23 protein-coding genes are annotated in these 26,294 nt (G+C 70.9%); 9 read left to right on the forward strand and 14 right to left on the reverse strand.

From position 1 onward, the window contains the following. Positions 1 to 188 precede the first annotated feature (188 nt). The gene (locus QQG74_RS19435) at positions 189 to 1,406 is read left to right on the forward strand and encodes an MFS transporter (RefSeq protein ID WP_341716185.1); all 1,218 of its coding nucleotides are present in this window, start codon (positions 189 to 191) and stop codon (positions 1,404 to 1,406) included. A 64-nt stretch (positions 1,407 to 1,470) separates the two neighbouring features. On the opposite strand, the gene QQG74_RS19440 is transcribed toward QQG74_RS19435, so the two are convergent. Both QQG74_RS19440 and QQG74_RS19445 read right to left on the reverse strand, forming a co-directional pair. Further along, positions 1,471 to 2,265 carry a TIGR02452 family protein gene (locus QQG74_RS19440; protein WP_341716186.1) on the reverse strand — a complete coding sequence of 265 codons (795 nt, stop codon included), beginning with the start codon at positions 2,263 to 2,265 and terminating at the stop codon, positions 1,471 to 1,473. Between the two features lie 112 nt (positions 2,266 to 2,377). Beyond that, positions 2,378 to 3,565, reverse strand: coding sequence for a Tat pathway signal protein (locus QQG74_RS19445; RefSeq protein WP_341716187.1), 1,188 nt, complete (start codon positions 3,563 to 3,565; stop codon positions 2,378 to 2,380). A 501-nt stretch (positions 3,566 to 4,066) separates the two neighbouring features. Between QQG74_RS19445 and QQG74_RS19450 the strand changes: the two genes are divergently transcribed. The 4 genes from QQG74_RS19450 (at position 4,067) to QQG74_RS19465 (ending at position 7,865) form a co-directional block, all read left to right on the forward strand. Further along, positions 4,067 to 5,218, forward strand: coding sequence for a helix-turn-helix domain-containing protein (locus QQG74_RS19450; RefSeq protein ID WP_341716188.1), 1,152 nt, complete (start codon positions 4,067 to 4,069; stop codon positions 5,216 to 5,218). Positions 5,219 to 5,309: 91 nt separating this feature from the next. Next, entirely contained in the window at positions 5,310 to 6,374 is a 1,065-nt protein-coding gene (locus QQG74_RS19455; RefSeq protein WP_341716189.1) for a DUF2332 domain-containing protein, read from the forward strand. A 127-nt stretch (positions 6,375 to 6,501) separates the two neighbouring features. Further along, positions 6,502 to 6,834: a PadR family transcriptional regulator gene (locus QQG74_RS19460; RefSeq protein ID WP_341721292.1), complete on the forward strand. Its 333-nt coding sequence runs from the start codon at positions 6,502 to 6,504 to the stop codon at positions 6,832 to 6,834. Next, positions 6,831 to 7,865 carry a hypothetical protein gene (locus QQG74_RS19465; RefSeq protein ID WP_341716190.1) on the forward strand — a complete coding sequence of 345 codons (1,035 nt, stop codon included), beginning with the start codon at positions 6,831 to 6,833 and terminating at the stop codon, positions 7,863 to 7,865. Before QQG74_RS19460 ends, QQG74_RS19465 begins: the two co-directional genes overlap by 4 nt. Here the strand turns inward: QQG74_RS19465 and QQG74_RS19470 are convergent. The 5 genes from QQG74_RS19470 to QQG74_RS19490 all read right to left on the reverse strand — a co-directional run bounded on the left by QQG74_RS19470 (position 7,854) and on the right by QQG74_RS19490 (position 11,637). After that, the gene (locus QQG74_RS19470; protein WP_341716191.1) at positions 7,854 to 8,381 is read right to left on the reverse strand and encodes an AAA family ATPase; all 528 of its coding nucleotides are present in this window, start codon (positions 8,379 to 8,381) and stop codon (positions 7,854 to 7,856) included. The genes QQG74_RS19465 and QQG74_RS19470 overlap by 12 nt on opposite strands. 75 nt (positions 8,382 to 8,456) lie before the next feature. Continuing rightward, complete coding sequence (locus QQG74_RS19475) at positions 8,457 to 9,317, reverse strand: hypothetical protein (protein WP_341721293.1); 861 nt, start codon at positions 9,315 to 9,317, stop codon at positions 8,457 to 8,459. A 111-nt stretch (positions 9,318 to 9,428) separates the two neighbouring features. Continuing rightward, positions 9,429 to 10,142: a hypothetical protein gene (locus tag QQG74_RS19480; RefSeq protein ID WP_341716192.1), complete on the reverse strand. Its 714-nt coding sequence runs from the start codon at positions 10,140 to 10,142 to the stop codon at positions 9,429 to 9,431. Further along, a complete protein-coding gene (locus QQG74_RS19485) occupies positions 10,139 to 10,924 on the reverse strand; it encodes a hypothetical protein (protein WP_341716193.1) in 786 nt (261 codons plus the stop codon). Before QQG74_RS19485 ends, QQG74_RS19480 begins: the two co-directional genes overlap by 4 nt. Beyond that, positions 10,921 to 11,637, reverse strand: coding sequence for an ATP-binding cassette domain-containing protein (locus QQG74_RS19490; protein ID WP_341716194.1), 717 nt, complete (start codon positions 11,635 to 11,637; stop codon positions 10,921 to 10,923). The genes QQG74_RS19485 and QQG74_RS19490 overlap by 4 nt, the downstream gene beginning before the upstream one ends. Before the next feature lie 133 nt (positions 11,638 to 11,770). Here QQG74_RS19490 and QQG74_RS19495 point away from each other — a divergent pair, with 133 nt between their 5' ends. The 4 genes from QQG74_RS19495 to QQG74_RS19510 all read left to right on the forward strand — a co-directional run bounded on the left by QQG74_RS19495 (position 11,771) and on the right by QQG74_RS19510 (position 15,402). Continuing rightward, on the forward strand, positions 11,771 to 12,631 hold the full coding sequence (locus QQG74_RS19495) for a histidine kinase (RefSeq protein ID WP_341716195.1): 861 nt from the start codon (positions 11,771 to 11,773) through the stop codon (positions 12,629 to 12,631). Beyond that, positions 12,628 to 13,317 carry a response regulator transcription factor gene (locus QQG74_RS19500; RefSeq protein ID WP_341716196.1) on the forward strand — a complete coding sequence of 230 codons (690 nt, stop codon included), beginning with the start codon at positions 12,628 to 12,630 and terminating at the stop codon, positions 13,315 to 13,317. Before QQG74_RS19495 ends, QQG74_RS19500 begins: the two co-directional genes overlap by 4 nt. 153 nt (positions 13,318 to 13,470) lie before the next feature. After that, positions 13,471 to 13,995 carry a SigE family RNA polymerase sigma factor gene (locus QQG74_RS19505; protein ID WP_341716197.1) on the forward strand — a complete coding sequence of 175 codons (525 nt, stop codon included), beginning with the start codon at positions 13,471 to 13,473 and terminating at the stop codon, positions 13,993 to 13,995. 3 nt (positions 13,996 to 13,998) lie between these two features. Then, positions 13,999 to 15,402 (forward strand): hypothetical protein, encoded by a 1,404-nt coding sequence (locus QQG74_RS19510; RefSeq protein WP_341716198.1) that lies wholly within the window; start codon positions 13,999 to 14,001, stop codon positions 15,400 to 15,402. Between the two features lie 62 nt (positions 15,403 to 15,464). On the opposite strand, the gene QQG74_RS19515 is transcribed toward QQG74_RS19510, so the two are convergent. The 7 genes from QQG74_RS19515 to QQG74_RS19545 all read right to left on the reverse strand — a co-directional run bounded on the left by QQG74_RS19515 (position 15,465) and on the right by QQG74_RS19545 (position 26,205). Continuing rightward, the gene (locus QQG74_RS19515; protein WP_341716199.1) at positions 15,465 to 16,088 is read right to left on the reverse strand and encodes a hypothetical protein; all 624 of its coding nucleotides are present in this window, start codon (positions 16,086 to 16,088) and stop codon (positions 15,465 to 15,467) included. A 46-nt stretch (positions 16,089 to 16,134) separates the two neighbouring features. Beyond that, positions 16,135 to 18,546, reverse strand: a complete 2,412-nt coding sequence (locus tag QQG74_RS19520) for a family 43 glycosylhydrolase (RefSeq protein WP_341716200.1) — start codon at positions 18,544 to 18,546, stop codon at positions 16,135 to 16,137. Between the two features lie 88 nt (positions 18,547 to 18,634). Next, positions 18,635 to 21,229: a family 43 glycosylhydrolase gene (locus tag QQG74_RS19525; protein ID WP_341716201.1), complete on the reverse strand. Its 2,595-nt coding sequence runs from the start codon at positions 21,227 to 21,229 to the stop codon at positions 18,635 to 18,637. 151 nt (positions 21,230 to 21,380) lie between these two features. Next, the gene (locus QQG74_RS19530; RefSeq protein WP_341716202.1) at positions 21,381 to 23,528 is read right to left on the reverse strand and encodes a copper resistance CopC family protein; all 2,148 of its coding nucleotides are present in this window, start codon (positions 23,526 to 23,528) and stop codon (positions 21,381 to 21,383) included. A gap of 130 nt (positions 23,529 to 23,658) precedes the next feature. Further along, positions 23,659 to 23,793 carry a hypothetical protein gene (locus QQG74_RS19535; RefSeq protein ID WP_341716203.1) on the reverse strand — a complete coding sequence of 45 codons (135 nt, stop codon included), beginning with the start codon at positions 23,791 to 23,793 and terminating at the stop codon, positions 23,659 to 23,661. 162 nt (positions 23,794 to 23,955) lie between these two features. Beyond that, on the reverse strand, positions 23,956 to 25,047 hold the full coding sequence (locus QQG74_RS19540) for a hypothetical protein (RefSeq protein WP_341716204.1): 1,092 nt from the start codon (positions 25,045 to 25,047) through the stop codon (positions 23,956 to 23,958). Positions 25,048 to 25,077: 30 nt separating this feature from the next. Next, positions 25,078 to 26,205, reverse strand: a complete 1,128-nt coding sequence (locus QQG74_RS19545; protein WP_341716205.1) for an SPFH domain-containing protein — start codon at positions 26,203 to 26,205, stop codon at positions 25,078 to 25,080. Between the last annotated feature and the right edge of the window lie 89 nt (positions 26,206 to 26,294).

The raw sequence follows: 26,294 nt of genomic DNA on the forward strand, positions 1-26,294 counted from the left end.
ATGCTGCCGACGTCATCGAGCCACAGATGGGAGCCACGATGCGCCTCGACATGGTGACGGTCCCCGCTTCGCCGCGAGAGCACGCCGGGCGCTGACCGGTCCGCCGCCGGGCCTACCGGCGGTGCGCTGCTCCTCGCCGCGAAGCGGTCCGGTGTCGACCGTTTCCCTTCCTGGCTCGAGGAGCATTCTTGCCTGCCCTGTCATCCGCGCGTCTCGGCGCGGACTTCACCAGACTGTGGGCCGCTTCGGCGGTCTCCAACATCGGCGACGGAGTCACCATGGCGGCCGGTCCGCTGCTGGTGGCCGCCGTCAGCGACGACCCGGCCCTGATCGCCGGTGCGGTCTTCGCCCAGCAACTGCCCTGGCTGCTGTTCGCCCTGGTCAGTGGCGTCTACGTGGACCGGCTCGACCGGCGTCGGCTGGTCGTGGCGGTCAACCTGCTGCGGGCCGCCGCCCTCGCTGCGCTGGCCCTGACCGTCGCCACCGGCACCGTCACCGTGGCGGTGATCTACGCGGTGGTCTTCCTGCTCGGCACCGGGGAGACCCTCGCCGACACCGCGCTGGGCGCCCTGCTGCCGTCAGTGGTCACCGCCGACCGGCTACCCGCCGCCAACGCGCGCCTGGCCGCCACCTTCACCATCGGCAACCAGTTCGCCGCCAAACCGCTCGGGGCCTGGCTGTTCGTCATCTCCGCCGCCGTGCCGTTCGGCCTCAACGCGCTGACCTTCGCCGTCTCGGCGGCGTTTATCGCAACCCTGCGGCCGGCGCAGGCTGAGCCGATCAGGCCCGCGCACGTCCCGCCGGTGGGGTCGCTGCGCGGCGACATCGCCGAGGGCATGCGGTGGCTCTGGCGACACCGCCTGCTGCGGACCCTGGCCGTGAGCATGGGCCTGGCCAACGTCGCCTTCTGCGCGGCGTTCGCCGTGTTCGTGCTCTACTGCCGGCAGCGACTCGGTCTGTCCGATCTCGGGTACGGCTTCCTGCTGACCACCTTCGCGGTCGGCGGCCTGGCCGGCACCACGGTCGCGGCCCGGCTCGGGCGGACGTTCGGCAATCCGATGGTGCTGCGGACCGGCCTGCTGATCGAGGTGGCCACCCATCTGGTTCTGGCGGTCACGACGACGCCCTGGGTGGCGGCGACCGCCATCGTCCTGTTCAGCCTGCACGGCATGGTCTGGGGCATCACCGTCGCGTCGATCCGGCAGCGACTGGTGCCCGATGCACTGCGCGGCCGGGTGGGCAGCACGTACGCGCTGCTGGACCTGGGCGGCGCCGCACTCGGTTCCCTGCTCGGTGGCCTGCTCGCCAGCGCCGGGACGGTCACCACGCCGTTCTGGATCGCCGCCGCGACGGTGGCGGTCGTCGCCGCCCTCGCCTGGCGTCCGCTCGGCGAAGCAGCCAGGTAATCACCCGAGACCCGGCCCGCGAGCAGGCTCACCCCTCCTCGCGGGCCGGGCCGCACGGCCCGAATCAGCGCAGCGCATCGGCGAACGCGGCGTACGTCGGGGTGCCGGATTGGCGGTCCAGGACGGCGAACACCACCTCGTCGAACCAGGGCATGTCGCGCAGGGCGGTGGCGAACGCGGCGGCGACCGTGCCCGGCTCGTTACCGAACACCCCGCAGCCCCAGGCACCCAGGACGAGCCGACGATGGCCGTGGGCGGCGGCGACCTGAAGGATCCGGGCGGCGCGGCGGGCCAGCACCGCCGGCAGGTCGGGAAGATGCTGCGGCTGGTTGCGGACGATCGCGGACCGGTTGGGCGCGGCGGCGGTCAGGAACGACACCGGATACGGCGCCGGCAGCAAACTTCCGCTGTCGTCGCGGAAGACCGGCACGGCCGGCGAGTAGATCACCCGGTCGCTGTAGGTCAGCTCCGGGTGGCTGCGGTGATGGGTGTAGAAGTCCTCGGCCGCCCGCAGGCAGGGGTAGAGCGCCGACGAGCGGGCCACGCTCTCCTCCTGGGCCTGGGCACCATTGAGGAAGCCGCCACCGGGGTTGCGCGCCGAGGCGAAGACGAGGCAGGCGAGGTCGCCGCCGAGCCGGCTGGTCGCCGAGAGGGTCGACTCGTTGGTCACCTCGACCGCCGGCACGGTGTCGGCCGGCGCGGGCGCCGCCAGGGCGTCCGTCGGCAGGTACAACCGGGTACCGGCCACCGCCCGCACGACCTCGGCGGCGATGGAAACCTCGCCGTCGGTCGTACGGTAGGCGCCACGCTCGGCGATGGCGACCGTGTCCTCGGCGATGGCGCGCAATCGGCTACTCACGACGCGACAGCCTGCCCGACATCCCTGCCGAACCGCGAGCGAAATACCTCCGACACTGTCGCCTGCCTAATACCTGAGCCGGGGATCGTGGTGACGGCTCGGTGGCATTCCCTCAGGTTCGTTCACCACCTCGCCGGCCTGCCGCGTCATTCAGAAAGACCGCAGCCCGCCGATCGAGCTGCTTCGCGAATACAGGCAGGCGGGAGCCGAAGCTGCCGAGACGGGTTCGGATGTTCCTCACGGCGACCGCCGCTCGGCCGGATCTGACTCCCGCCATCGCATCGATGGCATGGTTCCAGTTCTCGGTCGCCTCGTGGAGTCGTCCTTGGGCGCATTGCACATCAGCGAGGTTGGCCAGGGTCAGGCTGTGGATGCGCCGATACGCCTCAGAATTCCGGGTGGCGATCGACCGCCGGAATTGGGCTTCGGCCGCAGGCAGGTCACCGAGATCGCGAAGGGCCTGGCCGGCTTGGCTGGCCAGGGAGGTCTCAGTGAACCCGCTGGTCCGGATCCAGATCGGCTCGTCGTCGGGCTCGGCGTTTGCGAGGTGAGCCTCGGCCGCCGTTATCGCCGCCGAGGTACGCGCCTTGTCGTCCGTCGCTGCGTGACCCCGCGCAGTCAGGACGGTGAAGAGCGCAGTCGCCGCCGGGGTCGCCCTGCCCCTCGACCATTCGAGCGATGAGGTTGCGAGTCGCAGCGCTTCCTGTCCATGGCCGAGGTCAACGGCCTGGTGTGCCATCGCCCGCAGCGTGAAGCCGGCGAGCGGCCGGTCGTCCGCCTCGTTCGCCAAACGCAGCGCTTGGACGTAGTACCGCTGGGCCAGCCCGTGTAGCGACGAATCGAAGGCTTTCCAGCCGGCAAGGTAGGTCATCTCGGCCGCGACACTGAACATGGCCCTGCGGTCCTGGTCGGAGGAGAAGCGCCCCTGAAGAAAGCCCGCCACGTCGGAGGTTAGGTACTGAACAACAGCGAGGCGAGCATGACCACCGCCGAACCGCTCGTCCGCCTTGCTGAACACCGCCAGCATGTCCCGTACGGCGTCGATCTCGCGATGGCCCACGGCGATCCCCCCGCCCCGAGCCTGCCGCCCCCGGTCCGCGATCTCCTGCCATTGGTCAAGCGGTACGGCCAGCGCTGCCAACGAGTACAGGGCGCTAAGCCCGAACTCTCGTCGCTCCAAGTCGGCCCTCCCGACTGTCAGGAGATCGGTGACAGGTGCATGCTCCCACCAATCCAGGCCGCCAAGGTCGGGCTCCAGATTACCGCCTTCGAGTAGGCCGAGATCGATCGGATTCATCACCCGGCCGAGTCTGCGAGAGATCGCTTCGGCCAGGAATCGGCAGGTCCTGCCATGGGGCTTCACTCCGGCGACCCAGTGTCCGATGTGGGACCGGTCGCAGGACGAAAGATCGTCCCCATTCTCACGAGCGACCACTCGAAGGGCTGCGGCACAAGCCTCGTACGACCACCGACAGTCTCTGATGGCTGCCAGCAACTTCTCGTTGCGCTGCCTGGGTGCCCGCGCCATCCGCTGGCCTTCCCTCTTGAATCTGGCGTTCAACACGTTCAACATGCCCGCTGGCCCCTCGGGCTACCGAGGAACCCAACGAGCCACTTCACTTTATGTAGACATTACGACACAGGAGGTGAGGGTGCTCGTGGCTGCCAGGGCCGTGTTGGTGGTGCTCGGTGGGCTGCTGCCGGGCTTCTTACTCGGGCTGTTCGCGTTTCGGATCAAGTCCCGCTGGTGTCCACGCTGTGGGGAGTCCACTGCGGCCATGACACCGGTGGAGTGGAAACGATGAACCGCCCCCACCGGCGCGATCACAACGCGGTTCCACTCGGGCGGCGGGTGGCCGAGCTACGCGCCCGCCGGGGCATGAGCCAACAAGCCTTCGCCGACCGACTCGGCAAGTCGAAGAGCTGGGTCGACAAGGTCGAACGCGGCGTACGCAGGCTCGACCGCTACTCGGTGATCAGGGAGATCGCCGTCGTGCTGCGCCTCGACCCGGAGATCCTGCTCGGCCCCCGCCATCCTCCACCGCCCACGACGGCTGGCCTCGACGGGGTCGACGCCGTCCGCGCTGCGCTGGCCAGCTACCACCACCGATCGGAGCGAACCGGCACGGCGGACCAGGCCCGCCGGCAGGTGGCGCACGCCTGGCTGAGCTACCAGCACGCTCGCTACCCGCAACTCCTGAACGCCCTGCCCGCCCTGCTCGACGCCACCCACGGCACCCGAAGTCTGCTCGTGGCCACCTATCGGATCACCGCCGCCGTGCTTGTCAAACTCGGCGAACCCCACCTCGCCTGGCTCGCCGCCGACCGCGCCGTGACGAACGCTGCCGGCGGCCCAACCCTCATCGGCACCGCCAGCATCGCCGTCAGCGCAGCACTCCGCGCCCTCGGGCAACACCGCCTCGCCCTCACCGCCGCCCTCGCGGTGGCGGACGCCGTAGACGACGACGCCGTACGCGGCAGTCTTTTCGTCCAGGCCGGACTCGCCGCCGCCGGCACCGGCGACCGCCGCAACACCCATGACCTGCTCGATCACGCCGCAGATCTCGCAGACCGGCGTCCCAGTCATCCGGATCCGCAGCACACCGGTTTCGGCCGCAGCGCCGTCCAGTTGGCCCGCTGCCTCGCCGCACTTCACCTCGGCGACCTCGGCGACGCCATCCATCGGCATGAACACGCCATCCGCCAGCACGGCTGGCGACACCTACCACCCGAACATCGAGCCGCCCACCTCATCGAGGCTGCCCGTGCCTACCTTGATACCGGCGACGTCGGCAAGGCGGGACAGAAGCTGGTCGAGGCAGACGGCGTTGCTCCCGCCGAAGTCCGCTGCCGTCCCACCGCCCGTACGCTTCTCGCCGAAATCACCCAACGCGGACCGGTACCAGCCGACGTCGCCCGACTCGGCACTGTCCTCCACGACCGGCCCTTATAAATCTTGGACGGAATACGCCCTTCCGAGGGCGGTTCTGGACCAAGATCCATTCGGCAGCGGATGGAGCGGACGGCTCGGTTAGGGTCGGGGGGTGCAGGACCTCGACGGGGTGGCGGAGGCGTTTCGGACGGCGCGGGGATTCGGCAGCTCGGCGCTCTACAGTCATCTGCTTGCGGTGGTCGCGGACGATCCGGGGCTGCTCGAACTGGCGGCGCGTACCCGGGCAGGACAGCAGCCGACGTTCGCGCTCTTCGGTGCCGTCCATCATCTGCTGTTGGGCGGCACCACCGACCCGCTGGCCGAGTACTACCCCTCCGTCGTCGGTGACCGGGCCAGGGCGGTCGACGGGGAGACCGGCCCGGCCTTCGCCCGGTTCTGTGCGGCGTACGCTGCCGAGATCGCGGCGCTGCTCGCCACCCGGCTGGTGCAGACAAACCAGGTGCAGCGCGCCCTGGTGACGCGGCTCGGGTTGGCGCTGCTGCGCCGCGCGCACCCGGGGCCGGTCTGCGTGGTCGAGGTGGGGTGCAGCGCGGGCCTGAACCTGCGCGCCGACCGCTACGCCTTCACCGTGGGCGGCACGACAATCGGCGCGCCCACCGCGCCGGTGCGGATTCCGGTCGACGTGCCGGACGCCCACCTGTTGCCGGCGCTGGACGGGGTGCCGCGCATCGTCGACGCCGTCGGCGTGGATCTGGATCCGCCCGATCTCACCGATGCGGCCGACCGGGCGTGGCTGCGTGCGCTCGTCTGGCCGGAGAACGCGCACCAGGCAGCGTTGCTGCGGGCGGCGATGGCGGCGGTGGCCGCTGATCCGCCCCGGGTGCTGCGGGGCAACGTGATCGACATCGGTGCCGACGTCGCGGCGAGCCTGCCGCCGGGAGTGCCACGGCTGGTCGTGCACACCGCGACCCGGATCCACGTGCCGGTCGAGCAACGCCCGGCCTTCGACGCGGCCATCGCCGGCTTCGCGGCGGGCGGGCCGATGCTGCACCTCGCGCTGGAGGACGACCAGCGCACCGCACCCTCCGGACGGCCGGGCGTCGGGCTGACCGCGACCGATTCGACAGGCAGCCGGACCATCGCGGTCGCCGACGGTCACCTGGCCTGGCTGGAACCGCTGCCGGCGATGAGCGAGCTAGGGCTCGTCCGGCGATGAGCGAGCTAGGGCTCGTCCGGGGATGAACGAGCTACGGCTCGCCTGGGAGTGACCCGGGACGACACCTGGTCGCGTCGTCACTATATCTTGCGCGGCAAGATATAGTGATCGCATGAGCTCCCGGGCAATGAGCGAACCCGCGTTCTTCATCCTCACCGCACTTGTCGACGCCCCCCGGCACGGGTACGGCATCGTCGCGGAGACGACCGAACTCTCCCAGGGCCGGGTACGGCTGAAGATCGGCTCCCTCTACGGGGCCCTGGACCGGCTCGTCGGTGACGGCCTGGTCGAAGTGGACCGTGAGGAGGCATGGCAGGGGCGGTTACGTCGGTACTACCGGCTGACCGAGCGTGGTCGCCATGCGCTCGATGCGGAGGCCCGCCGGCTGGCCGCCAACGCGCACCTCGCCTCGGCCCGACTGGCCAACTCTGGCAGACCGGTCACGGGAGAGTCGTCGTGAGCCGCCTGGAGGAGCGCTACCGCCGGGTGCTGCGCCTGCTGCCCGCCGCGTACCGGCAGGAATGGGAAGACGAGATGGTCGCCGCCTTCCTGGAGAGCATGACCACCGGCGATCCGGAGACCGACGAGTATCTCGCGGACTACGGCCGGCCGAGCCTGCCGGAGGTCGCCAGCGTGCTGTCGCTGGCCGCTCGGCTGCGGCTCGGCGGCGTCGGTGCACCACCGCGGGCGTACGCCTGGGGCCAGGCCGTGCGACTGGCGACGCTGATGGGGGTGCTGGCCAATGCCGTCATGGCCACCGCCGGGATCAGCATCATGCTGTGGCTTGCCGGGCGGATCCCCGGGTTGCCAGCACCGGAGGCGACCCTCACGGTGCCGGCGCAGAGCTGGCACACCACCTGGCAACTCGCGAGTTACGCCTGGCTGCCGGCCTACCTCGCGCTCGTCCTGGGGCACCGACGGGTGGCCCAGGCGGTCGCCCTGATCGCCGTCGTCCCCCCGGTCATCACCGCCGTGATCGAGGCCGTCGGCGCCTCGCCATTGTCCGTGACGACCTGGGCCATGCGGATCACCGACATCGTGCTGCTGCTGGCCATGTCGACCTTCCGCCACGACTCCCCTGCGGTGCCACGCCGTCCCTGGCTGCTCGCCGTGCCGGTCGGCATCCTGCTGGTCCCGGTGCCACTGTTCGTCGTCCAGACCAGCACACCGGCGCTCCACCTGCTGGACTGGCCGGGCCTGGCCTGCCTGGTGGTGACCGCCGCCATCGCGGTCCACCTGGCGGTGCGCGGGGTCGGTCGATCGCCCGGCGCCGCGCCCTGGTCGCTGGCGTTCAGCCTGCTCGCCACGGCAACGCTCATCGTCCGGGTCGCGACCCTGCTCGACTACCGCAACCAGGTGCAGCACGTCGCCCTGGCCACGCTCGGCTCGATCGAGGCGGTCGCCGTGGTGGCCGTCGGCGTGCCCGTCGCCGTACTCGCCGCCCGAAGGTTGCGCCAGCTGCCACCGGCCAGCACGGTGTCAGCGGGGTAGCCCGGCCAGCCAGCGCTCCAGCGCCTCGGGGGTGTCGACGAGCAGCACCGGTGGCCCGGACGGGTCGGCGTGCCAGGCCCGCATCCGCCGCCGTTCCCGGGCGTACCCGGTGAGGTGCCAGCGCAGCACGGAGTCCCAGGAGAGCACGCTGCCCAGCGACTCACGGTTGCCGTTGCAGATCTCCTCCCCGGTGCGCAGCCGGCGCATGGTGCGCCGCCACAGTCGACCGAAGGAGAGCCCGCGCGGGTAGTCCAGGCCGATGACCAGGTCGGCGCGGGCCAGCGGGACGTCGCGCCAGCCGTGGTAGGCGCCGTCGAGGATCCAGCGGTCCCGGCGGCAGATCGCCTCGATCCGGCTGCGCTGCACGGCGACCGGCACCTCGACCCAGCCGGGCTCCCAGAGCAGGTCGTCGACCGGGTACCAGGGCACGCCGAGCCGCTGCGCCAACTGCTCCGCGAGGGTGGACTTACCGGAACCATGCACCCCGTAGACGAGGATGCGAGACGGCGCGTTCATCGGGCGGCAGCCTAGACGCTCCGGTCCGGGATCCGCCGGGCGGCCGGTGGGCAGGTCGGCCGCCCGGTACACCGGTCAGCTCTTGTTCGCCAGGTCGCCGCAGTCGGTCTCGTCGGGCAGCAGCGGGCGCAGGGTGACCGTCCACCGCTTGCCCTCGGACACCCACGGGGTGAGCGCGTTGGCGCTCGCGGCGGCGGTAAGCATCTTCCGCGCCTGGTCACCGGTGACCGTCACACAGCCGATCCCCAGGTCCTTGCCGAGTTCCGCGCCGGGCAGGGCCGGGCCGGGCCAGGCCAGCTCGGGCTGCTCGCCGAGTTCGTCGTTGGCGACCCACGGCTCGGCGACGGCCGCCACGGCGGTCGGTGCGTACGCCTCGGTGGTGGTGTGTGCCGTGCCGAGCGGACCTGACTCGCTGGTCAACGACTCGGCGAATTCGCGTAGCTTGTCGCGGGCCGTCCGCTGGTCGGCGGTCAGACCCGCCTCGGCAGCCGGGTCGTCGGCACCGCCCATGGTAAGGGCCTGCACCTCCAACTCCTGCATCCCACCGGTGTCGAAGACGGCGAACCGGGTGGACGGGACGTCGGCGACCGGTGGCGTGCCCAGGTCGCTCACCGTGCCGACCCCGGCGGCGTGCGCCGACTCGACAAGCTTCTCCACCTCCTCGGCGCTGATCGTGCCGAGCTGGAGGTTGGGCAACGCCGGACCGGGATAGGCCAGGGTCATCGGCCCTTCGGTGATCACCCGCCCGTCGCCGTAGACGCTTATCGCGGGCAGGCGGGCGGCCCGCATGGTCGGCGTCACGAACCCGCCGACATGATCCATGCGAAAGACCACGGTGTCGGCCGAGTAGAACCGCTCGGCAGAGCCGGTGTCACCGGCACCTGCGGAATCGCTCTGCTGGCCACAGGCCGATGAGGTGAGCATCAGCAGGGGCAGCAGAGCCAGCCACCCACTTCGGGAAGTTCTCATGCCGCTTGGACGTACGCGGACCCGACTTGGTTGCGTCCGCGTACGGGTCGTCGGCGGGGTGCGGTGCCGTGGGTACGCTCAGGCGTCCCGGTGCAGGAAGGCCACCACCGCCACGGTGCCGACGGCCAGTATCCACCCGAGCAGCACGAGCAGGCCGGTGGCCGGGGTGAGCACGTCGTCCGACCCGGGCCGGTAGAGCAACTCACCCGCGCCCGGCAGATAGCGGGCGTGCCGGGTGACCCCACGCAGCAGCGGCGTCAGGATCAGAACCAGGCAGAGCATGCCGATCAGGGCGGGTAGGAGTCCTCGGGTGAGCACGGCGAGGAACTGGGCGAGCAGCCCGATCAGCACGAGGTAGGCGATCGCGCCGACGACCGGCCACGAGGTGCCGGTGGCCGGAACGCCCCGAGCGGCCAGTACGACGTGGGCGGTCAGCCACCCGGCGAGCACCGCCGCGATGGCGGTGCTGCTGGCCCAGGCCAGGTAGGCGAGGGTTTTGCCGCTCAGCATGACCCAGCGGTCCGGTACGCAGGCCAGGCTCGTCCTGATCTGGTCCCCGGTGTACTCCGTCCCGACGGCCAGCACGCCGAGCAGGATCGTGCCGGCCTGTAGGTACGGCACCGCCTGGAGCACGATCGCGGTGGCCCGCTCCGCCCCGACCTGTGCCCCGGCCAGCGCCGCGGTCATCACGATCGCGGCACCGACCGTGCCGAGCACGGCGGCGACGACGGCCGGCAGGCCACCCAGCTTGACAAGTTCCGCCGTGACCGCCTGCCGAAGCACCCGGCTCATGCGTCCCGCCGAGCGAACACGACACCGGCGAGGACGAGCAACCCTGCCGTCCAAGCCGCCATGACGAGACCACCGGCGAGCGGGGCGAGCGCGTTGTCCAAGGCCAGCAGGTCACCGGCGAACAGGCTGGCGCCCGCGAGGTCCGGCAGGTACCTCGCCAGCGGGGTGAGGTGGGACAGCAGGTACGAGACGGAGACGAGGGAGCTGTTGGCCACGAGCACGATGACCGGGATGATCCCGCTGCGGGTGAAGACCGTCACCGCCAGCGCGATCAGCGCCGTGAGCGCCCAGTAGACACCGGCGCCGACCAGACGGGCTGGGGCGTCGGCCGGACCGGGTGTGCCGTCGGTGCCGAGGATCCCGCCGGCCAGGGCCAGGGAGGCGGGAATGGCCACGACGGCCGCTGCCGCGACGAGCAGCACGACTGCGGTGGCCTTCGCAGCCAGCACGGTGACCCGGCCGGTAGTGGCGGTGAGAGTGGTGGTGATCTGTCGTCCACCTCCCGTCCTGGTGCTGTTCGCGGTGTACTCGCTGCCCATGGCGACGACGCCGAGCACCACGGCGCCGACCGCACCGAGCGGGACGGCGGAGAGAACCGCCTCCGCGGCCGTGCTGTAGGCGGTCAGCTCGGGCCGTCCGGCCCGCAGCACGCTGCGGATGGACAGAGCGTTGAGCAGCGTTACCCCGGCCGGACCGAGCACCGCGACGGCCAACGCCACGAGGGCCGCGGGCAGGGTCAGGGTCTTGCGTAGCTCGGCCGCGACGACGTACGGGAACCTCATCGGGCACCCGCCGTCGGCTCGGTGTCGGTGAGTGCGAAGAAGGCCGCTTCCAACGTCGGATGTCCCGCCGTGACCTGGTCGATCGGGCCGGCGGCGACCACCCGGCCACGGGCGATGACGACGAGATCGTCGGCGATCTCGGCGACCTCGCCCATCAGGTGACTGGAGAGCAGCACGGTGCCGCCGGCGTCGGCGTGTCCACGTAACAGTTCCCGCAGCCAGCGGATGCCCTCTGGGTCCAGCCCGTTGACCGGCTCGTCGAGCACCAGCGCCTCGGGTTCACCGAGCAGTGCGGTGGCCAGCCCGAGGCGCTGTCCCATGCCCAGGGAGAACCGGCCGACGCGGGTACGGCCGGCGGCGCCGAGACCGACCTGTTCGAGCAGATCGGCCACCCGTCGCCTCGGGATGCCGTTGCTGCGCGCCACCCAGGTGAGGTGGTTGCGGGCGGTACGGGAGCGGTGCGCGCCGGAACCCTCCAACATCGACCCGACGGTGCGCAGCGGGTCACGCAGCGACCGGTAGGGCCGACCGTTGACCAGCGCCGTACCGGCGTCGGCCCGGTCCAGGCCCAGCAGGATACGCAGGGTGGAGGACTTTCCCGCGCCGTTGGGTCCGAGCAGGCCGGTCACCCGGCCCGGTACGGCCCGGAAGGTGACGTCGGTGAGGATCTGGCGGGAGCCGCGCCGCTTGGCCAGGCGTTCGACTGACAACATGACCACCATGTCAGTCCATGGCCGGGGTCGGCGTCATCGGGCCGTGGCCCGGACTCCGCCGCCGCCACCCCGACCGGGGGCGCTCCGACCTAGGTCCGATGGCATGCGAGGGGTTGTTTCCTAGACTCGTGACGTGGCACCTGGCGAGCGTCCGGCACGGCGACCCTGGCTGTCCGTCGTCGCCGCCACGGTGCCGGCGGGCCTGGTCCTGTGCCTGGTGACGACGGGTGCCGAAGGGCCGGTCGGGGTGCTCCTGCTGGCAGTGATCACCGTCCTCGCCGTCGCGGCGTCGGTGTGGGCGCTGGTTCGTGCCCGGCGTCAGCACCGGCGGTACGAGGACCGACTGACCGCCTGGGCGGCCGAGCGGGCGGCCACCGCGGAACGTCTGCGCATCGCACGTGAGCTGCATGACCTCGTCTCGCATGGACTCGGATTGGTCACGGTGCGGGCCGCCACTGCGGCGCGGCTCACCGGTCCGGCCGGCGAGACCGAGCGGCTGACCGCGTTGGCCGACATCGCGCGGGTCAGCCGGGAGACCACCGCCGAGTTGCGGCGCATGCTCGACGTGCTGCGCTCGCCCACCGGTGAGCCCGCTCCCCTGCGGCCGATCGACACGCTCGACGCCCTGCCCACGATCCTGCGTGAAGCGAACGACGCCGGCCTGGCGGGCACGCTCGACGTACGCGAGGTGGGGGCGGTATCGCCCGGCGTTCAGCTGGCCGTCTGCGCGGTCGTCCGGGAAGGGCTGAACAATGCCGCCCGGCACGCGGGCCCGACCAGGGTGTGGGTGAGTGTGGCCCGCGACGGCGACGCGGTCGTGGTCGGTGTCCGCGACGACGGCCCGCGCGACGGCTGGCGGTCCAGTCCGGGGGCGGGTCGAGGGCTGGACGGGCTACGCGAACGGGTGTCCACTTTCGGTGGGAAGGTTTCCGCTCGGCCAGCCGGGCCAGGTTGGCATCTCACGGCGCGCCTGCCTGATCGGGAGCCCGGATGAGCGTCGAGCCGTCGGGGCGGCAGCACAGCGACATCCGGGTGCTCGTCGCGGATGACCAGCAACTGTTGCGGCACAGTCTCGCGATCCTCATCGACAGCACCCCCGGCCTCGCCGTGGTGGGCCAGGCCGCCACCGGCGACGAGACCGTGACGCTCGCCCTGGAACGCCGGCCGGACGTCATCCTCATGGACATCCGGATGCCCGACGGCGACGGCATCGAGACGACCCGCCGCATCACCGGGCACGCCGAGCTGCGTCACAGCAGTGTCGTCGTACTCAGCATGTTCGCCCTCGACGAGTACGTGTCCGCCGCGCTGCGGGCGGGAGCCCGTGGCTTCCTGCTCAAGGATGCGCACCCGGACCGGCTCATCGACGCGATCCGTCGGACGCATGCGGGTGAATCTCTCTTCGCCCCGAGCATCCTCACCCGCTTCGTCACGCACTATCTCGACCGTCCCGGCCCACCCACGGGTGGACGGATCGGGGTGCTCACCGTGCGCGAGACCGAGGTGCTGTCGCTGGTGGCGCGCGGCCTGTCCAACGACGAGATTGCGCGATCGCTCACCATCTCGGTCAAGACCGTCAAGACCCACATCGGCAATCTGCTCACCAAGCTCGGTGCCCGCGACCGGGCGCAGCTGGTCATCGCCGCTTATGAGAACGGTCTGGTGGCGGCGGCGCGCTGATCGGCGGTCGGTAGCTCCTCGGCGACCGGATCGGTGGCCGCTCCCTGGCCGGGAGACGTTGATCGGGAGAAGCCACGAGCCCGGCGAGGCAACCTTTTCCGTCGTCCCCGGCTCTTCCTTTCGTCGGTGACCTCCGAGGACTGGAGAGTGCAGGTGACGGATGACAGTTTCCGTGAATTCGTCGAGATCCGGTACGCGGATCTGGTCCGGACGGCGTACCTGCTGACCGGTTCGCGGCACTCGGCCGAGGATCTGGTGCAGAGCGCGCTGATGCGGGCGATGCGCCGCTGGCGGCAGGTCAACGACCCGATGGCGTACGTCCGCCGAATCATGGTCAACGAGCGGGTCAGCCTGTGGCACCGGTTCGGTTCCCGGGAGTTCCTGGCCGGGGTGACCGGCGCCTGGCGGCTGCACGCCGACCGGGGCCGCGGTGCCGACGTGGCGGACGGCGTCGTGGTGCGCGACGAGGTACTCACCGCGTTGCACAGCCTGCCGCCCCGGATGCGGGCCGTGCTGGTGCTGCGCTACTGGGAGGACCTCTCCGAGGCGCAGATCGCCGACACGCTCGGTTGCTCGATCGGCACGGTGAAGAGCCAGACGTCGCGGGGGCTCACCCGGTTACGCGCGGTGCTGCCGGCCTCCTCTGCCGAGCCGGTCACCACGAATGGAGAGGTGTGAACGATGGCTGATGACATCAGGCAGGCATTGACGAGGCTCGCCGAGCCGGTGGTTCCCGGTCCCGACCCGTACCAGCGGCTGCTGGCCCGGGTGCGTCGGCGCCGGCAACGGCGGGTGGCCGTGCTGGGGGTGGCCGGCGTGGTGGCGGCGGCGATGGCCCTGCCGGTCTTCGGCGCAGCCGGCCGGCTGACGGTCACCGGCGTGGCCTCCTCGCCACCGCCAGCGGCCGGGACCTACCAGCCGGCGAGCCCGATCGACAAGCCGATGGCGCGGCAGTTGCTGGACTCGCCGACCCGGGGCAACCTGGCCGACGACCGGACGCTGATCGCGGAGATCGAGCGGCAGTACCGGGCGTCCCGCGCCGAACTGCTGGTCGACCCCACGCTCGACGAGGTGAAAGTGCTGCTGGCTCACGACATGCCGGACTCCCGGACCGTGGTGGTGGCCTTCCTGGACGCCTCACACGCGTTGATCCGCAGAGGAGACGGGCAGGCCGGGGCGTCCGTGCCGGAACTGCTACGCAAGACCGGCACCCCGGTCGAGCCGCAACCCTTGGAACCGTACGTCTTCCTCAGTCGACACTCGCCGGTGAACGGCGGCCGCGTCACCGACCTCACGGCCGGGCTCGCACCTGCCGGGTGCCTCGTCGAGGCTTCCACCGACGGCCGGCTCCAGCCGGACGGATCGGTCGCCCGGAGCTGGCAGGTGGTGAGCACCGAGGGCTACGTGGTCCGGGGCCCGGGAGAGGGTGCCGAACGGTGGCGGTTCACCTGCCAGGGCGTAGTGCGATACGACGGTCCGGCAGGCGGTGGGAGCATGATCGTCTACCCGGAGGAAGCGGCTCCGCCGGTTCCCACCGATGGTGCACGCGGCTCGGTGGACGCCACGCTCGCCGCCACCGCAGCGCGCGAGTTGGACCGCGAAATGAAGGGCCAAGGACTCCTCGGACCGGTGCCACAGGTGATCTGGGGCGGGCAGTTGCCCGACTGGGTGCCCGGCGCACCGGCTGCCGTGCTGGTACGTTCCTGCTCGACCGACGCCGGCTGCGCCGCAATGCTCAGGGTCGAGGTCGAGCCCGGACGGTCACCGCAGCAGCCGGGCTTAGGGGCTCCGTCCGACTACTGGACGACCAAGGGGGGCCCTGACCTGACCGTCGTTCCGGTGCCGGGAGGCAGCGGCGGTGTGCTGGTCTTCGGGCCGGAGTCGGCAACCGACGTCAAGTTCCTCGACGGAAAGAAGAAAACGATTGCCAGCGGCCGACTCGACAGCGGGGTGGGCGTGATCCACATCGACCCTGACCAGGTGGCTGAGGTGCAGGTCTTCGACAAGGGCGGCCAGCTTCTGGAGACCGCGAACCTTCGCGCCGACTTCGGCCAGCTCGGTGAGCCGACGGTATGGGCCTGGTGACGCCGGCCCGTTGAACGCGACAGGTGGGGGCCACCCGCTCGGGCGGCCCCCACCTGTGCGACTCACTCGAACAGGGAGAGGGTCAACGTCGAGGCGTACTCACCGGCCGCGACATCAGCCGGCGTACGCAGGAACAGCTCGGCGTTGACGGTGAACTCGCCACCGGCCACGGCACCCGAGTCGAAGGTCGAGACCAGCAACTCCTGGTCGACCAGACCCACGTTGTTACCGGGCTGCGTCGGCTCGTCGACCACCGTCACGACCTCCTCGCCCTCGCTGACCAGACCGGTGTCCCCACCGTCGAGCAGCTTCGGCCGCCAACCCAGATGCCCGGCCCCGATCGGCTCCTGACCATCGGCACCGACGAAGTCCGACGCCGAACCCAGCACCGCCCACGCCGAACCCGCCGGCACCTCGTCGGCGGTACGGGTGTCGGTCACCGTGACGGTCGGCAACGTGCCGACGAACTGGCGGACCAGCAGCGTCGACCCGTCCTCCGACAGCGCCACCGAGTCGGCCGCCACCGACATCGCCAGCACCCCCGGCTCCTCGACCTCCTCGATGTCGACGGTCACCTCGACATCGGCGTTGTCACCCGGCTCGGCCGACGCCGGTGCGGCCATCGCCACCGAGCCGACCACCATCGCCCCGGCGGCCACCGACGCGAACAGCTTGCTTCTTTTCATCCCCACGCTCCGTTGTCAGTTTCCTGGTTGCTGGACAGGGTGCCGGTCAGCCGGCGCAGTTGACGCCGGAGTAATTGGCGGTGACGATCCTCGTCACGTCCCGGCCATCGACCGACCCGCTGGCGCGTACGGTCACCGAGCCGGCCGCGACCTCGGCCGTGCGGGTTGCGAACTGCTGGTAGGCGTTGCCGCCCGGCGCCACGTCCGCGAAGGACCGCTCGCCGTACGCGGTCTCCACGGCGATGTCCACCGGCGCGTCATGGGTGTTGCGGGCCTGCACCGCGACGTACGCCTTACCGGCGACGCAGCGCGCCTGCGCGCTGACCTCGACCGGCAGTTCGGCGGCGGAGGCCGCCTCGAAGGCCCAGGTGTCGATCTCGAAGAGATCGCTGCCCTGCGGGCCCGAGTAGGTGAAGTAGACGTCGTGCACGCCAGCCACGCCGTCGAGCGAAGCGGTCAGCTCCGTCCACTCGCCGATCGGCGCGTCGACCGGGATGGTCCCGACCACCGGTCCGGTGACCTCGTCCAGCCGGATCTCGATCTTCCCGCCGGCCGCCAGCGGGCGGACCTTCGCCGTCACGCTGCGGGCACCGTCACCGAAGTCCACCGACGACAGGGCCGTCCAGTCGCCGTTGTCGATGTCACGGACCACCAGGTTCGGTGCCGTCGTGCCGAATTCGGCGGACGGGCCGTCGATCTTCGCGGTCGCGACGCCCTTGCTCCAGCCGAACGTCTCCGCCTCGAACACCCGGTACGGGTCGAAGTCGCGGACCTGCGAGGCACCGGCGTAGGTGCCGACCACCTGCTGGATGGTGCCGTCGGCGTTGAACGCCAGCTCCTGGATGTGCGGGCTGCGGTAGCCCTGGGTGGTGTTGCCGTTGATCCGCTTGTTCAGCGTCGGGGCGTGGTACGTGAAGTAGTACTTGCCCTCGTACTCGAAGGCGGACTGGTGGTTGTTGCCACCGGTGCCGGCGCCGAAGAACTGCGACTGGTTCGGGAAGAGCACACCGGCGTAGGTCTCCTTCGGCCACGACATCGGGTCGTCGGAGATCATGTAGCCGATCTGGCCACCGCCGGGGTAGCCGGGCAGCGGCGTCTGGTTGCCGCCGAAGTCGTTGCCGCCGAAGTGCGACGAGTACGACAGGTAGTACTTGCCGTCACGCTCGAACACCTGGGCCGCCTCGAAGGCCACCGGGGCGTCCACGACCGCCGCCGTGCCCTCGGTCGACACCATGTCGTCGCCGAGCTTGATCGCCCGCAGGTTCTTCGGGTTGTTGAACCGCTCGGCCGGCGGCATGCTGGTCGACGCCGGTCCGCCACCGAAGTAGAGGTACGCCTCGCCGTCCGAGGTCACCAGCGGCGCCGGGTCGAACTTCCAGGCGACGGCCTCGGCACCGGGGGTGCGGCCGTCGATCAGCGTGCTGGTGCGCTCGCTGGTCCACGGGCCGACCGGCGAGGCGCCCGTGATCACGTTGCTCGAACTGCCGTTGTTGGCGTAGTAGAGGAAGAACTTCTCCTCGCCGTTGACCACCTTCTTGGCCATGCCGGGCGCCCACGAGTTGGTGGTGAAGGGCGCCACGCCGTTCGGGCCGGCGACCTGGATCTCACCGTGGTCCGTCCAGTTCACCAGATCCGTCGAGGAGATCACGGTGATCTGGTTGATGTGGCCGTAGTTGATGCCCGGCGAGACGCCGGTGACCGGGTCGGGCGCGTAGCCCTGCGTGTCGTTGGTCATGTACATGTAGACCCGGCCGTCGTGCACGAAGCCGAACCCGTCGGCACCGAACTTGTGCCCGATCAACGGGTTGTGCTCGCCGGGCAGCTTGCCGACGACCTCGATGGTCTTCGACGGCGGCGCGGGTGGTGCGGCACCGACGACGGAGACGTCGTCGAGCTTGAAGTCCATCAGGTGAACCCCCGGGTCAGTCGACGGCGTGCTCGTCCAGGGCGTCTCGAAGAAGAGCCGCGCCGTCGTCACGTTCTGCCCCGCCGGGATGGTGAACTGACCGTTGAACTGCGCCCACTGCCCCTTGGTGGCGGTCACGCTGACCAGGTTGGTGTAGGTGCTGCCGCCGTAGTGCATGGTGGCGAAGAACTGCTTCGTCGCAGGGCTGTCGGGGTTCTCGTACTTTATTCGGGCGGTCAGGGCGTACGTCTGCCCGGCCTGCACCTTGCCGGAGAGGTCCTGCATCGGGCCGGAACCGGTGGTCTGCCGGTTGGTCACCAGCACGGCGCTGGATCCGGAGTAGGCGTCCGTGGTCGGCGAGAGGGTGGCGCCGTCGGTCGCGTTGCCGTTGTTCACGAACCAGTTGGCGAGGCCGTTCTCGAAGCCGCCGTTGACGATGAGATCGGTCTCGGCGGCGTTGGCCGGTGCCGCGACGAATCCGGCCAACAGCAGGCCGGCCGTCGCGATCGCGGCGATGCGTCGTCGGGTCGGCCTCCGTAATGTCCTTGTCACCAATGTCCTCCTTGGTCAATGACGGGATGGGATCATCGGACCCCGGGGCCGGCATGTGATCCGGCCCCGGGACAGATCGGATGGGTTGTCAGCCGCCGCAGGTCGCGGCGGGGTATTCGGCCGTGCGGACGGTCGTCACGGCTTTGCCGTCGACCGTTGCGGTGACCCGGACGGTGGCCGTACCGGCCGGCGCCGACGCGGTCCTGGTGGTGAACTGCTGGAAGGCGTTGGCCCCCGGCGCGACCCGGGTCACCGACCGCTGGCCGTACGGCGTCTCCAGCGTGATGTCCACCGGCGCGTCATGGTCGTTGCGGGCCTGCACCGCCACGTACGCCGTACCGCCGATGCACCGCGCCTGCGCGCTGACCGTGACCGGCACGTCGGGCGTGGCGGACCGGAGCACGCCGAGCCGGGCCAGTTGGTAGCTCAGCGCCCGCTCCGGGGCGTCGATCTGGTTCTGGGTACCGAACTCGCCGGCCCGCGCCGCCGTCGCGTCGGCGAGCGCGGCCCGCATCGCCGCCCAGGCGTCCGCCGGGTAGTCGGACTCGGTGAGCGTGCCCGCGTACGCGATGGCCGCTTCGAGTTCGCCGGTGTCGAGCGGCCGGTTCTGCGCGGTGAGCGTGTCGCTGAGCAGGTAGTGGTCGAAGTCGACGTGCCCGCCCGTGCCCTGGGTGGCGTAGTTGAACAGGCCGACCCGGTGCCCCATGAAGTGCGCGAGGCTGCCGTCGAGGGTCTGCGGGCCGACCCGGTTGCCCAACTGGGTCCAGGTCAGCCCGTCGAGGCTGTAGTAGAAGGTCGTCCAGAGTTGGCCGACCGGTGCGGCGAAGTCCAGGTCCGCCTTCAGGTGCACCTCGCGCGCGTCGCCCAGCGACACCGTCGTGCCGGGCAGGAAGTTCTCCAGCGTCGCCTGGTCGAGGTCGACCGCGAAGGGCTGTCCCCGGTTGACCACGCCGAGGGTGTTCGTTCCGCCCGAGCGCTTGACCGCGACGTAGGAGAAGCCCCGGTTGTAGGCGGCCAGACCGGCCACGTCGCCGTCGCGCATGCCGGAGATGTCGAGCTTCGTCTCCACCGACTGCCGGGGCCCGAACGTACGCTGCGAGAGCGTGTTGCGCGCTTCCTCGAACCAGGCCAGCTCGGCCCGGTTGGACAGCTTCGTGTAGACGTAGTTGCCGGTGACCACCTTGCCGTTGGTCAGCCGCAGCCAGCCGTCGCGGTCGGTGAGCGACCAGTACCGGTTGTCCGGGGCGTGGTTCCACTCCCAGGCCATGTCCAGCCGCGACCCGTTGGGCGCGATCTCGGCCGCGACCGCCGGGTCCGTCGTGGTCCATTCCTCGTCCAGGTACGCCTTGTGCGGGGCGTCGTTGGCGAAGTCGTCCGAGGCGACGATGCTCTTCTGGCGTTCGAGGAGTTCCTCGGCCGGGCTGAGCCGGATCGGCTTGTCGAACAGCCCCTCCACCGGCACCGAGCCGTTGTTGCCGAAGGTCGGCCAGCCGTCGCGCCAGGTGGCGGGGATGAGCGCCGGGATCCGCCCGATCGGGAAGGTGTCCCGGAAGAACATGCCGTACCAGTCGAGGTCGCCACCGGAGCGCTCGATCGGCACCAGGCTGCCCTGGGCGAAGCCGTTGGAGTTGAGCACGCCCCGGGCCTCGTAGGTGTTCACACCGCCCGAGGTGTGCCGCCCGAGCAGTTCGGGCGAGCGGAGCATGACCACCTGCCGACCCTGACCGGACGGCCAGGTGATCACGACGACGTAGTAGTGCCCGTCGATGTAGTAGAACTGGGCGCCCTCGAAGAGGCCGCCGATGAAGGGCTGGCCGGCGTAGTCGTTGGCGCTGAACACGTTCGGGTAGTCCTGCACGATCGCGGTCAACCCGGCGTTGAGGCGTACCGCGCTGATGGTGCCGTTGCCGTAGAAGATGTACGGCGTACCGTCGTGGTCGAAGAAGAGCGACGGGTCGTGCAGCCCGCGCCCGAGGGCGGTCCGCTGCCAGGCGCCGTTCTCGATGTCGTCGGTGCGGTAGATGTACGCGCCGCCGAGGTTGTTGGTGTTGAAGGCGACGTAGAACGTGCCCTCGTGGTAGCGCAGCGAGGACGCCCACTGGCCCTGGCCGTACGAGTTCTGGCCGTTGCGCAGCGAGAACGAGTCACCGATGCTCGCCCGGTCGAAGACGTAGTTGACGATCTCCCAGTTCACCAGGTCGTAGGACTTCATGATCGGCGCACCGGGGCTCAGGTGCATGGTCGTGCTGATCATGTAGTAGATGTCCCGGCCCTCGGCGTTCTCGGCGGCCGGCACCCGTTCCACCCCGATGTCCGGCACGTCGGCGCGCAGCAGCGGCACGGAGTACCGGCCGTCTCCCAGGTCCGTCGAGGTGTACGCCGAACGGGGCGACCACTCGTCGGCGGCGGATGCCGCACCCTCGGTGGCGGCGTGCGCCGCACCCTCGGTGGTGGCGTGGCCCGCACCCTCGGTGGTGGCGTGCGCCGCGCCGCCGGTGGCGGCCACGCCCGCGCAGAGCAGCGTGCTGATCGTGGTGAGCGCGATGGTGCGGCGCCGCCGACGCGGGTTCAGCGCGGCGGCCAGCCTTCTCAGCGTGGTGGTGAGCGCCGGCCGCACGGTTGCCGCGCGGGCCGGTCCGGTTCGGGAGCGTGGGTCGGAGGCAGCAGCGGTGGACACCTGCATGGAAGTCTCCAGATGCGAGTGTTGGGGTCCTCCATATTTGTGAGCGTTAACATTGACCGTCAAGACCTTCGCCGAGACTCGTCCGAAATATCCCTGAAACACCCGGCCCAGCCGCGCAGCCGAGCCCTCCCCCGGCGCTCGCCGAATCAGGTCAGGTCAGGTCGATCGTGTACGTGGCGGTGTGCACGGTGCCGTCCACCTGGAAGTCGAAGAAGGCCCGGTACCGGCCGGGGCTCGGCGCGGTCAGCCAGAAGGTCACCGCGCCGTCGACGAGTTCCGGCTCCGGATGGACGTGCACGTACCCGAGGTCGCCCTCGCGTACCACGACCAGGTGCCCGTACGCGCCCAGGTAGGGCTCCGGCTGCACCGGGGCGAAGGTGCCGGCCCGACCGATCCGGAAGGTGATCGGCGCGCTCACCGCGACGGTGGGCGTACCGTCCATTGTCACCTGGAACGGCCCGCCGGTGGCCTGCGGCTGCGGCGGCGGGAGCGCGGCCGGGGCGTACCCGCCCGGTACGTGATGGTCGATGCCGAGCACCAGGGGCAGTGCGGTGCCGTCGGCGGTGATCACGGAGAAGTCGGCGTAGACGCGGTAACCGCCGGGCCGGGCCAGGTTCAGCGGCACGCTCCAGGTGCCGTCGGCGGCCATGCTCGGGTGCAGGTGCTGGTATCCACCCAGGTCGCGACCGACCACGATCAGGTGCAGCGGTCGCTCGTGGACGGTGGCGAAGGTGGTAGCCGGTTGCCGGTCCGGGCCGACGATCTGAAACCGGTAGTCCGCGGGTACGCCGACGCGCTGGGACCGCCGCACCGGTTGCAGGGTGTAGCCGGCGGCGCTGGTCCATGCCCCGGTCGCCTGCGTCTGGTCCGCGCCGTCGCCGGGGTGGGTGTGCGCCCCGGTCCCCGGCGCGTGCTGGTGCCCGTCCCCGGCCGAGACCGGCGCACCGGCGCCGGCCACCGTGCTCGGTCGCGCGCCGGTGCTGCCGCCCGCCGGATCGTCGGTGCCGAGCCGACCCAGCCCGAACCCGGCCAGCAGCGCGACCACAAGCCCGCCGACGAGCAGCCCGAGCCGGGCGTTGCCCAGCCGGGCGGCGGGTGCCGGAGCCCCGGCCTCCGCCCCGGACGCCGCCGTCGCATCAGCCGCCGTCGCACCAGCCGGCGTCGCATCAGCCGCCGTCGCACCAGCCGCCGTCGCACCAGCCGGCGTCGCATCAGCCGGCGTCGCACCAGCCGGCGTCGCACCAGCCGGCGTCGCACCAGCCGCCGTCGCACCAGCCGGCGTCGCACCAGCCGACGATGCGGCGGCCGAGGAGGCCGTGACCGGTGACGTGACAACCGATCCCCCAGCAGCCGACGTGGCCGGTGCCGTGGGCTTGGCCTTCGCCCCGGCCGGCCGCCCGGAGCCGGCCTTCGACGTGGCCGGCCGGCCGGAGCGGGCCTTCGACACGGCGGCCCGTCCCGAGCGGCTTTTCCGCGCCCCGGCACCGGGGCGGGCGCCGGTCCGAACCCGGGCGTTGGGTCGGCGGGCTGGCCTGCTCGACAGGCCGACCCGGCCGAGGATCGTGGCCACGGCGGCCGGCTGCCGCCGCCAGGCGACCAGGGCGACCAAAGCGAGCCCGAGCAGCACCGCACCGGCGGCCCAGACCCATCCGGGCAGCCCGTCCTCCTCGACGGGCATCGGCACCGCGGCCACCGGCGGCGGCGCGGCCCCGGACGGCGCGGCGGATTCCTGGGTGGATCCCGCGTCGTGCCCATGCTGCTCAACCGCCGCCACCAGCGCCGGGTCCGGCTGGTCGGTCGGCGGACGCCAACCCTGCGGCGCGGCGGTCACCGGGCCGGCGTACTGGAAGCTCATCGTGCCCCGCACCGGCTCGCCGTCCGAGGCCACCGACAGGTAGCTCACCGTGTACTTCCCCACCGCTGGCAGGTGCGCCACGGTCACCACCGCCGGGAAGCCGGTCGTGTACTCGCGCGGCTCGAACTTGCCGTCGACCAGGAAATACTCCCGTACCGGCCGGTCCAGGGGGCGGGGCTGTCCGGGCGTCCAGCCATTGTCGACCCGGCCGCCACCCGGTGCGCTTACCGTGAAGTAGGCGTTTGGCACCACCTGCTCGGTGAAGTAGAGCTGCACGGTGGTAAGCGGCTCGGAGACCGTGGCGTCCGCCGCCGGAGTGGACATCGCCAGGCCACCGTGCGCCGACGCGGGCGAGGCGGACCCGAACAGGCCGACCGCGGCCACCACGATCAGCGCGAGCAGACCCGACACGACGCGCCCGGGGCGCGGAGCGAGATGGCGCATCGGATCAATCCTCCCGACAATGCGGCTTCGGGCAAGAGGCGGTCATCTTTCCGCCCGGATGGCAAAAGTCATGGTGCTACATGACTCAATCGCAGCACCATAGATGCGAAACCCTCTATTTGTTCGGCGGTCAGCTTCCCACCGCAGTGGCGGCCGGCGCCACCACCGTCGGCCGGCTGCGGCGCAGTCCCGGGGTGAGCAACAGGGTGCTGACCAACGACATCCCGGCCAACACCGCCACCTGGGTCGGCAGGAGATCGGCCACAGGAACCGCCCGACCAGCACGTCTCCGGTGAGCATGCCGAGGGCACCGGCGGCGAAGAGGAAGCCGGCCCGGTCCCCGGCGTACGGCAGGAACAGCGCCTCGCAGCCCACCACCAGACCGTTGGCAGCCAGAGATTGAGGTAGAGCGAACGCCGGCTGAGCGCTATCCGGCCATCGCGAAGGCCACCACGATCGCCGCGATCACCGCCAGCGCGGCCAGCACCGCCGCGGCGATCTTGGCCTTGCTGTACGGGCGCTCGCCGATCACCTCGCCGGTGCGGGCGTTGACCAGGACCTGGTACGACCGGCCGGCGTGCAGGTAGGCGGCGATCCACACCGGCAGCAGGAGCAACTTGTACGTCACCGCCGAGTAGCTGGTGTCCACGGAGTTGACCTGCTGTTCGTCGCCGCCGATGTCCGAGCGGCAGTCCCGCTCGATGACCGGTGCCATGCGGGCCTTCGCCTCCGTCAGCCCGGCCTCCGGCTCGGTGTCGTAGCGCAACGCGTGGTAGCCGGCCAGGTAGTCCCGGTCGAAGGCGACCGCCTCGCCCAGCGGCCACGGGGCCAACTCGTCGAGTTGCTTGGTCGGCAGGTGCGTCGTGGCGGGCACGAGGACGTCGTCGAAGTCCCGGCGCACGGTGCCGCTGGCCGGATGCCACCGGGTGTGCCGTACCTGGCGGGTGCGGGTCTCCGCCTTGCCGTCCACCGTCACCGTGTACGTCTCGGTGACGTAGTAGTGCTCGCCCCGCTGGCCCCGGTAGTCCGAGACGGTCCGCGCGTCGAACGTCCAGTGCGGCAGGTAGGTGCCCTTGAGCGTTTCCGCCTCGCTCACCTTCTTCAGGCTGCCCGGGGCGAACCAGCGGCTGCGGCACCACGTGCTCAACGCGGTACGCACGCCGGCCCGGTCGACGGTGAACGGCAGCACCGCCTCCGGCGCGATCAGCTCTTCCGCCGCCTGCTGCGGCACCAGCGGGGTGGCGCAGAACTGGCACCGCTGGGCGAGCGCCTCGCTCTCGGTCTGCGCGCCGCAACCCGGACAACCGAAGACGTACGCGCCGACGGTGGCGGCCGGTTTGCGGGGCAGGGTGGCCAGTTGGTCGTACGAGTGCTCGCGCACCTCACGCGCGGCAGCGGCGATCTGGTGCTGGTGCCCGCAGTAGGGGCACTGCAACACGGTGGTGCCGGGTGCGTGTTCCACCCGGGCACCGCACCCCCCGCAGCCGTACGACGGCAGGGCGACAGCGGCGTCACTCATCGGCGTACCCTTCGATCCCGTACCGGATGGTCACTGCGGCGGCAGCGGCGGCGGAACGCTTGCCAGCACCGAGGCAAGTTCCGGAACCTGCCCGGCCGGCTGCCACTGGGCCATGCCGGCCCGCCAGATCAGCGTCTCCGGGCCGAGGTTGCCGGCGCCCACCTGCGCGGCCAGCCCACCGAGGTCGAACGGGCCCTGTCGCTGCCCGCCCACGCCGATGAACCACTGCGTCTGGTTCGGTAGCGGCGGCGGCTCGGCAGGTGGTGCGGCGGCCGGTGGTGCGGCAGGTGGTGCGGCGGCCGGCTGTGGCTCGCCCGACATCGACCTGGCCATCTGCTGGCCCAGCGCCATGCCCATGCCCATGCCGATGCCGGCGCCCGCCTCGCCGCCCGGGTTGTTCGCCGCCGCCTCAAGCGCGGTGGCCGCCTGGTAGCGGGTGAACCGGTCCAGGTCACCGACCGCGCCCATCTCGGTCCGCTTGTCGAGCGCCCGCTCCACCTCCGGCGGCACGGAGACGTTCTCGATGACGAACTTCGGAATCGCGATGCCGACCTCGGCGAGTTCCTCGGTCAGCACGCCGGCCAGTTGCCGGCCGATCGCGTCCTGGTGGGCCGCCAGGTCCAGCAGCGGCACCCCGGCCCTGGCCAGCGCGCCGCCGAGTCGACCGACGATGAGCTGACGCAGGTACTCCTGCACCTCCTCGGTGCGGAACTGCGGGTCGGTGCCGACCAGCTCACGCAGCAGCCGTTGGGCGTCCACCACCCGGGCCGCGTACGCGCCGAACGCCCGCACCCGGACCACCCCGAACTCGGGGTCGCGCAGGATCACCGGGTTCTGGGTGCCCCACTTCATCTCGGTGAACTGGCGGGTGTTGACGAAGTACACCTCGGCCTTGAACGGCGAGTTGAAGCCGTACTTCCAGCCCTTGAGGGTGGCCAGGATCGGCATGTTGCGGGTCTCGAGCGTGTACGTGCCGGGCGGGTAGACGTCGGCGACCTGCCCCTCGTTGACGAACACCGCCGTCTGGGACTCGCGGACGACCAACTTGGCGCCCATCTTGATCTCGTTCTGGAAGCGGGGGAAACGCCAGACGATCGTGTCCCGGCTGTCATCGAGCCATTCGACGATGTCAACGAACTCGCTCCGCAGGCGGTCCATCAACCCCATCGCGTCCCCCAATTCCGAGATCAACTGTGTGGCGGCGACGATAGCAACCCCTCGCCACCTGCGGTTCCACCTGCCGTCCG

The organism is Micromonospora sp. FIMYZ51 (assembly GCF_038246755.1).
In the GTDB taxonomy this organism is placed as follows: Bacteria; Actinomycetota; Actinomycetes; order Mycobacteriales; family Micromonosporaceae; genus Micromonospora.

Bases quoted from the DNA above. Each gene is read 5' to 3' on its own strand.
- QQG74_RS19450 (WP_341716188.1), top strand. From the start codon at position 4,067: ATGAACCGCCCCCACCGGCGCGATCACAACGCGGTTCCACTCGGGCGG.
- QQG74_RS19460 (WP_341721292.1), top strand. From the start codon at position 6,502: ATGAGCGAACCCGCGTTCTTCATCCTCACCGCACTTGTCGACGCCCCC.
- QQG74_RS19470 (WP_341716191.1), bottom strand. From the start codon at position 8,381: ATGAACGCGCCGTCTCGCATCCTCGTCTACGGGGTGCATGGTTCCGGT.
- QQG74_RS19480 (WP_341716192.1), bottom strand. From the start codon at position 10,142: ATGAGCCGGGTGCTTCGGCAGGCGGTCACGGCGGAACTTGTCAAGCTG.
- QQG74_RS19485 (WP_341716193.1), bottom strand. From the start codon at position 10,924: ATGAGGTTCCCGTACGTCGTCGCGGCCGAGCTACGCAAGACCCTGACC.
- QQG74_RS19490 (WP_341716194.1), bottom strand. From the start codon at position 11,637: ATGTTGTCAGTCGAACGCCTGGCCAAGCGGCGCGGCTCCCGCCAGATC.
- QQG74_RS19500 (WP_341716196.1), top strand. From the start codon at position 12,628: ATGAGCGTCGAGCCGTCGGGGCGGCAGCACAGCGACATCCGGGTGCTC.
- QQG74_RS19510 (WP_341716198.1), top strand. From the start codon at position 13,999: ATGGCTGATGACATCAGGCAGGCATTGACGAGGCTCGCCGAGCCGGTG.
- QQG74_RS19515 (WP_341716199.1), bottom strand. From the start codon at position 16,088: ATGAAAAGAAGCAAGCTGTTCGCGTCGGTGGCCGCCGGGGCGATGGTG.
- QQG74_RS19525 (WP_341716201.1), bottom strand. From the start codon at position 21,229: ATGCAGGTGTCCACCGCTGCTGCCTCCGACCCACGCTCCCGAACCGGA.
- QQG74_RS19530 (WP_341716202.1), bottom strand. From the start codon at position 23,528: ATGCGCCATCTCGCTCCGCGCCCCGGGCGCGTCGTGTCGGGTCTGCTC.
- QQG74_RS19540 (WP_341716204.1), bottom strand. From the start codon at position 25,047: ATGAGTGACGCCGCTGTCGCCCTGCCGTCGTACGGCTGCGGGGGGTGC.
- QQG74_RS19545 (WP_341716205.1), bottom strand. From the start codon at position 26,205: ATGGACCGCCTGCGGAGCGAGTTCGTTGACATCGTCGAATGGCTCGAT.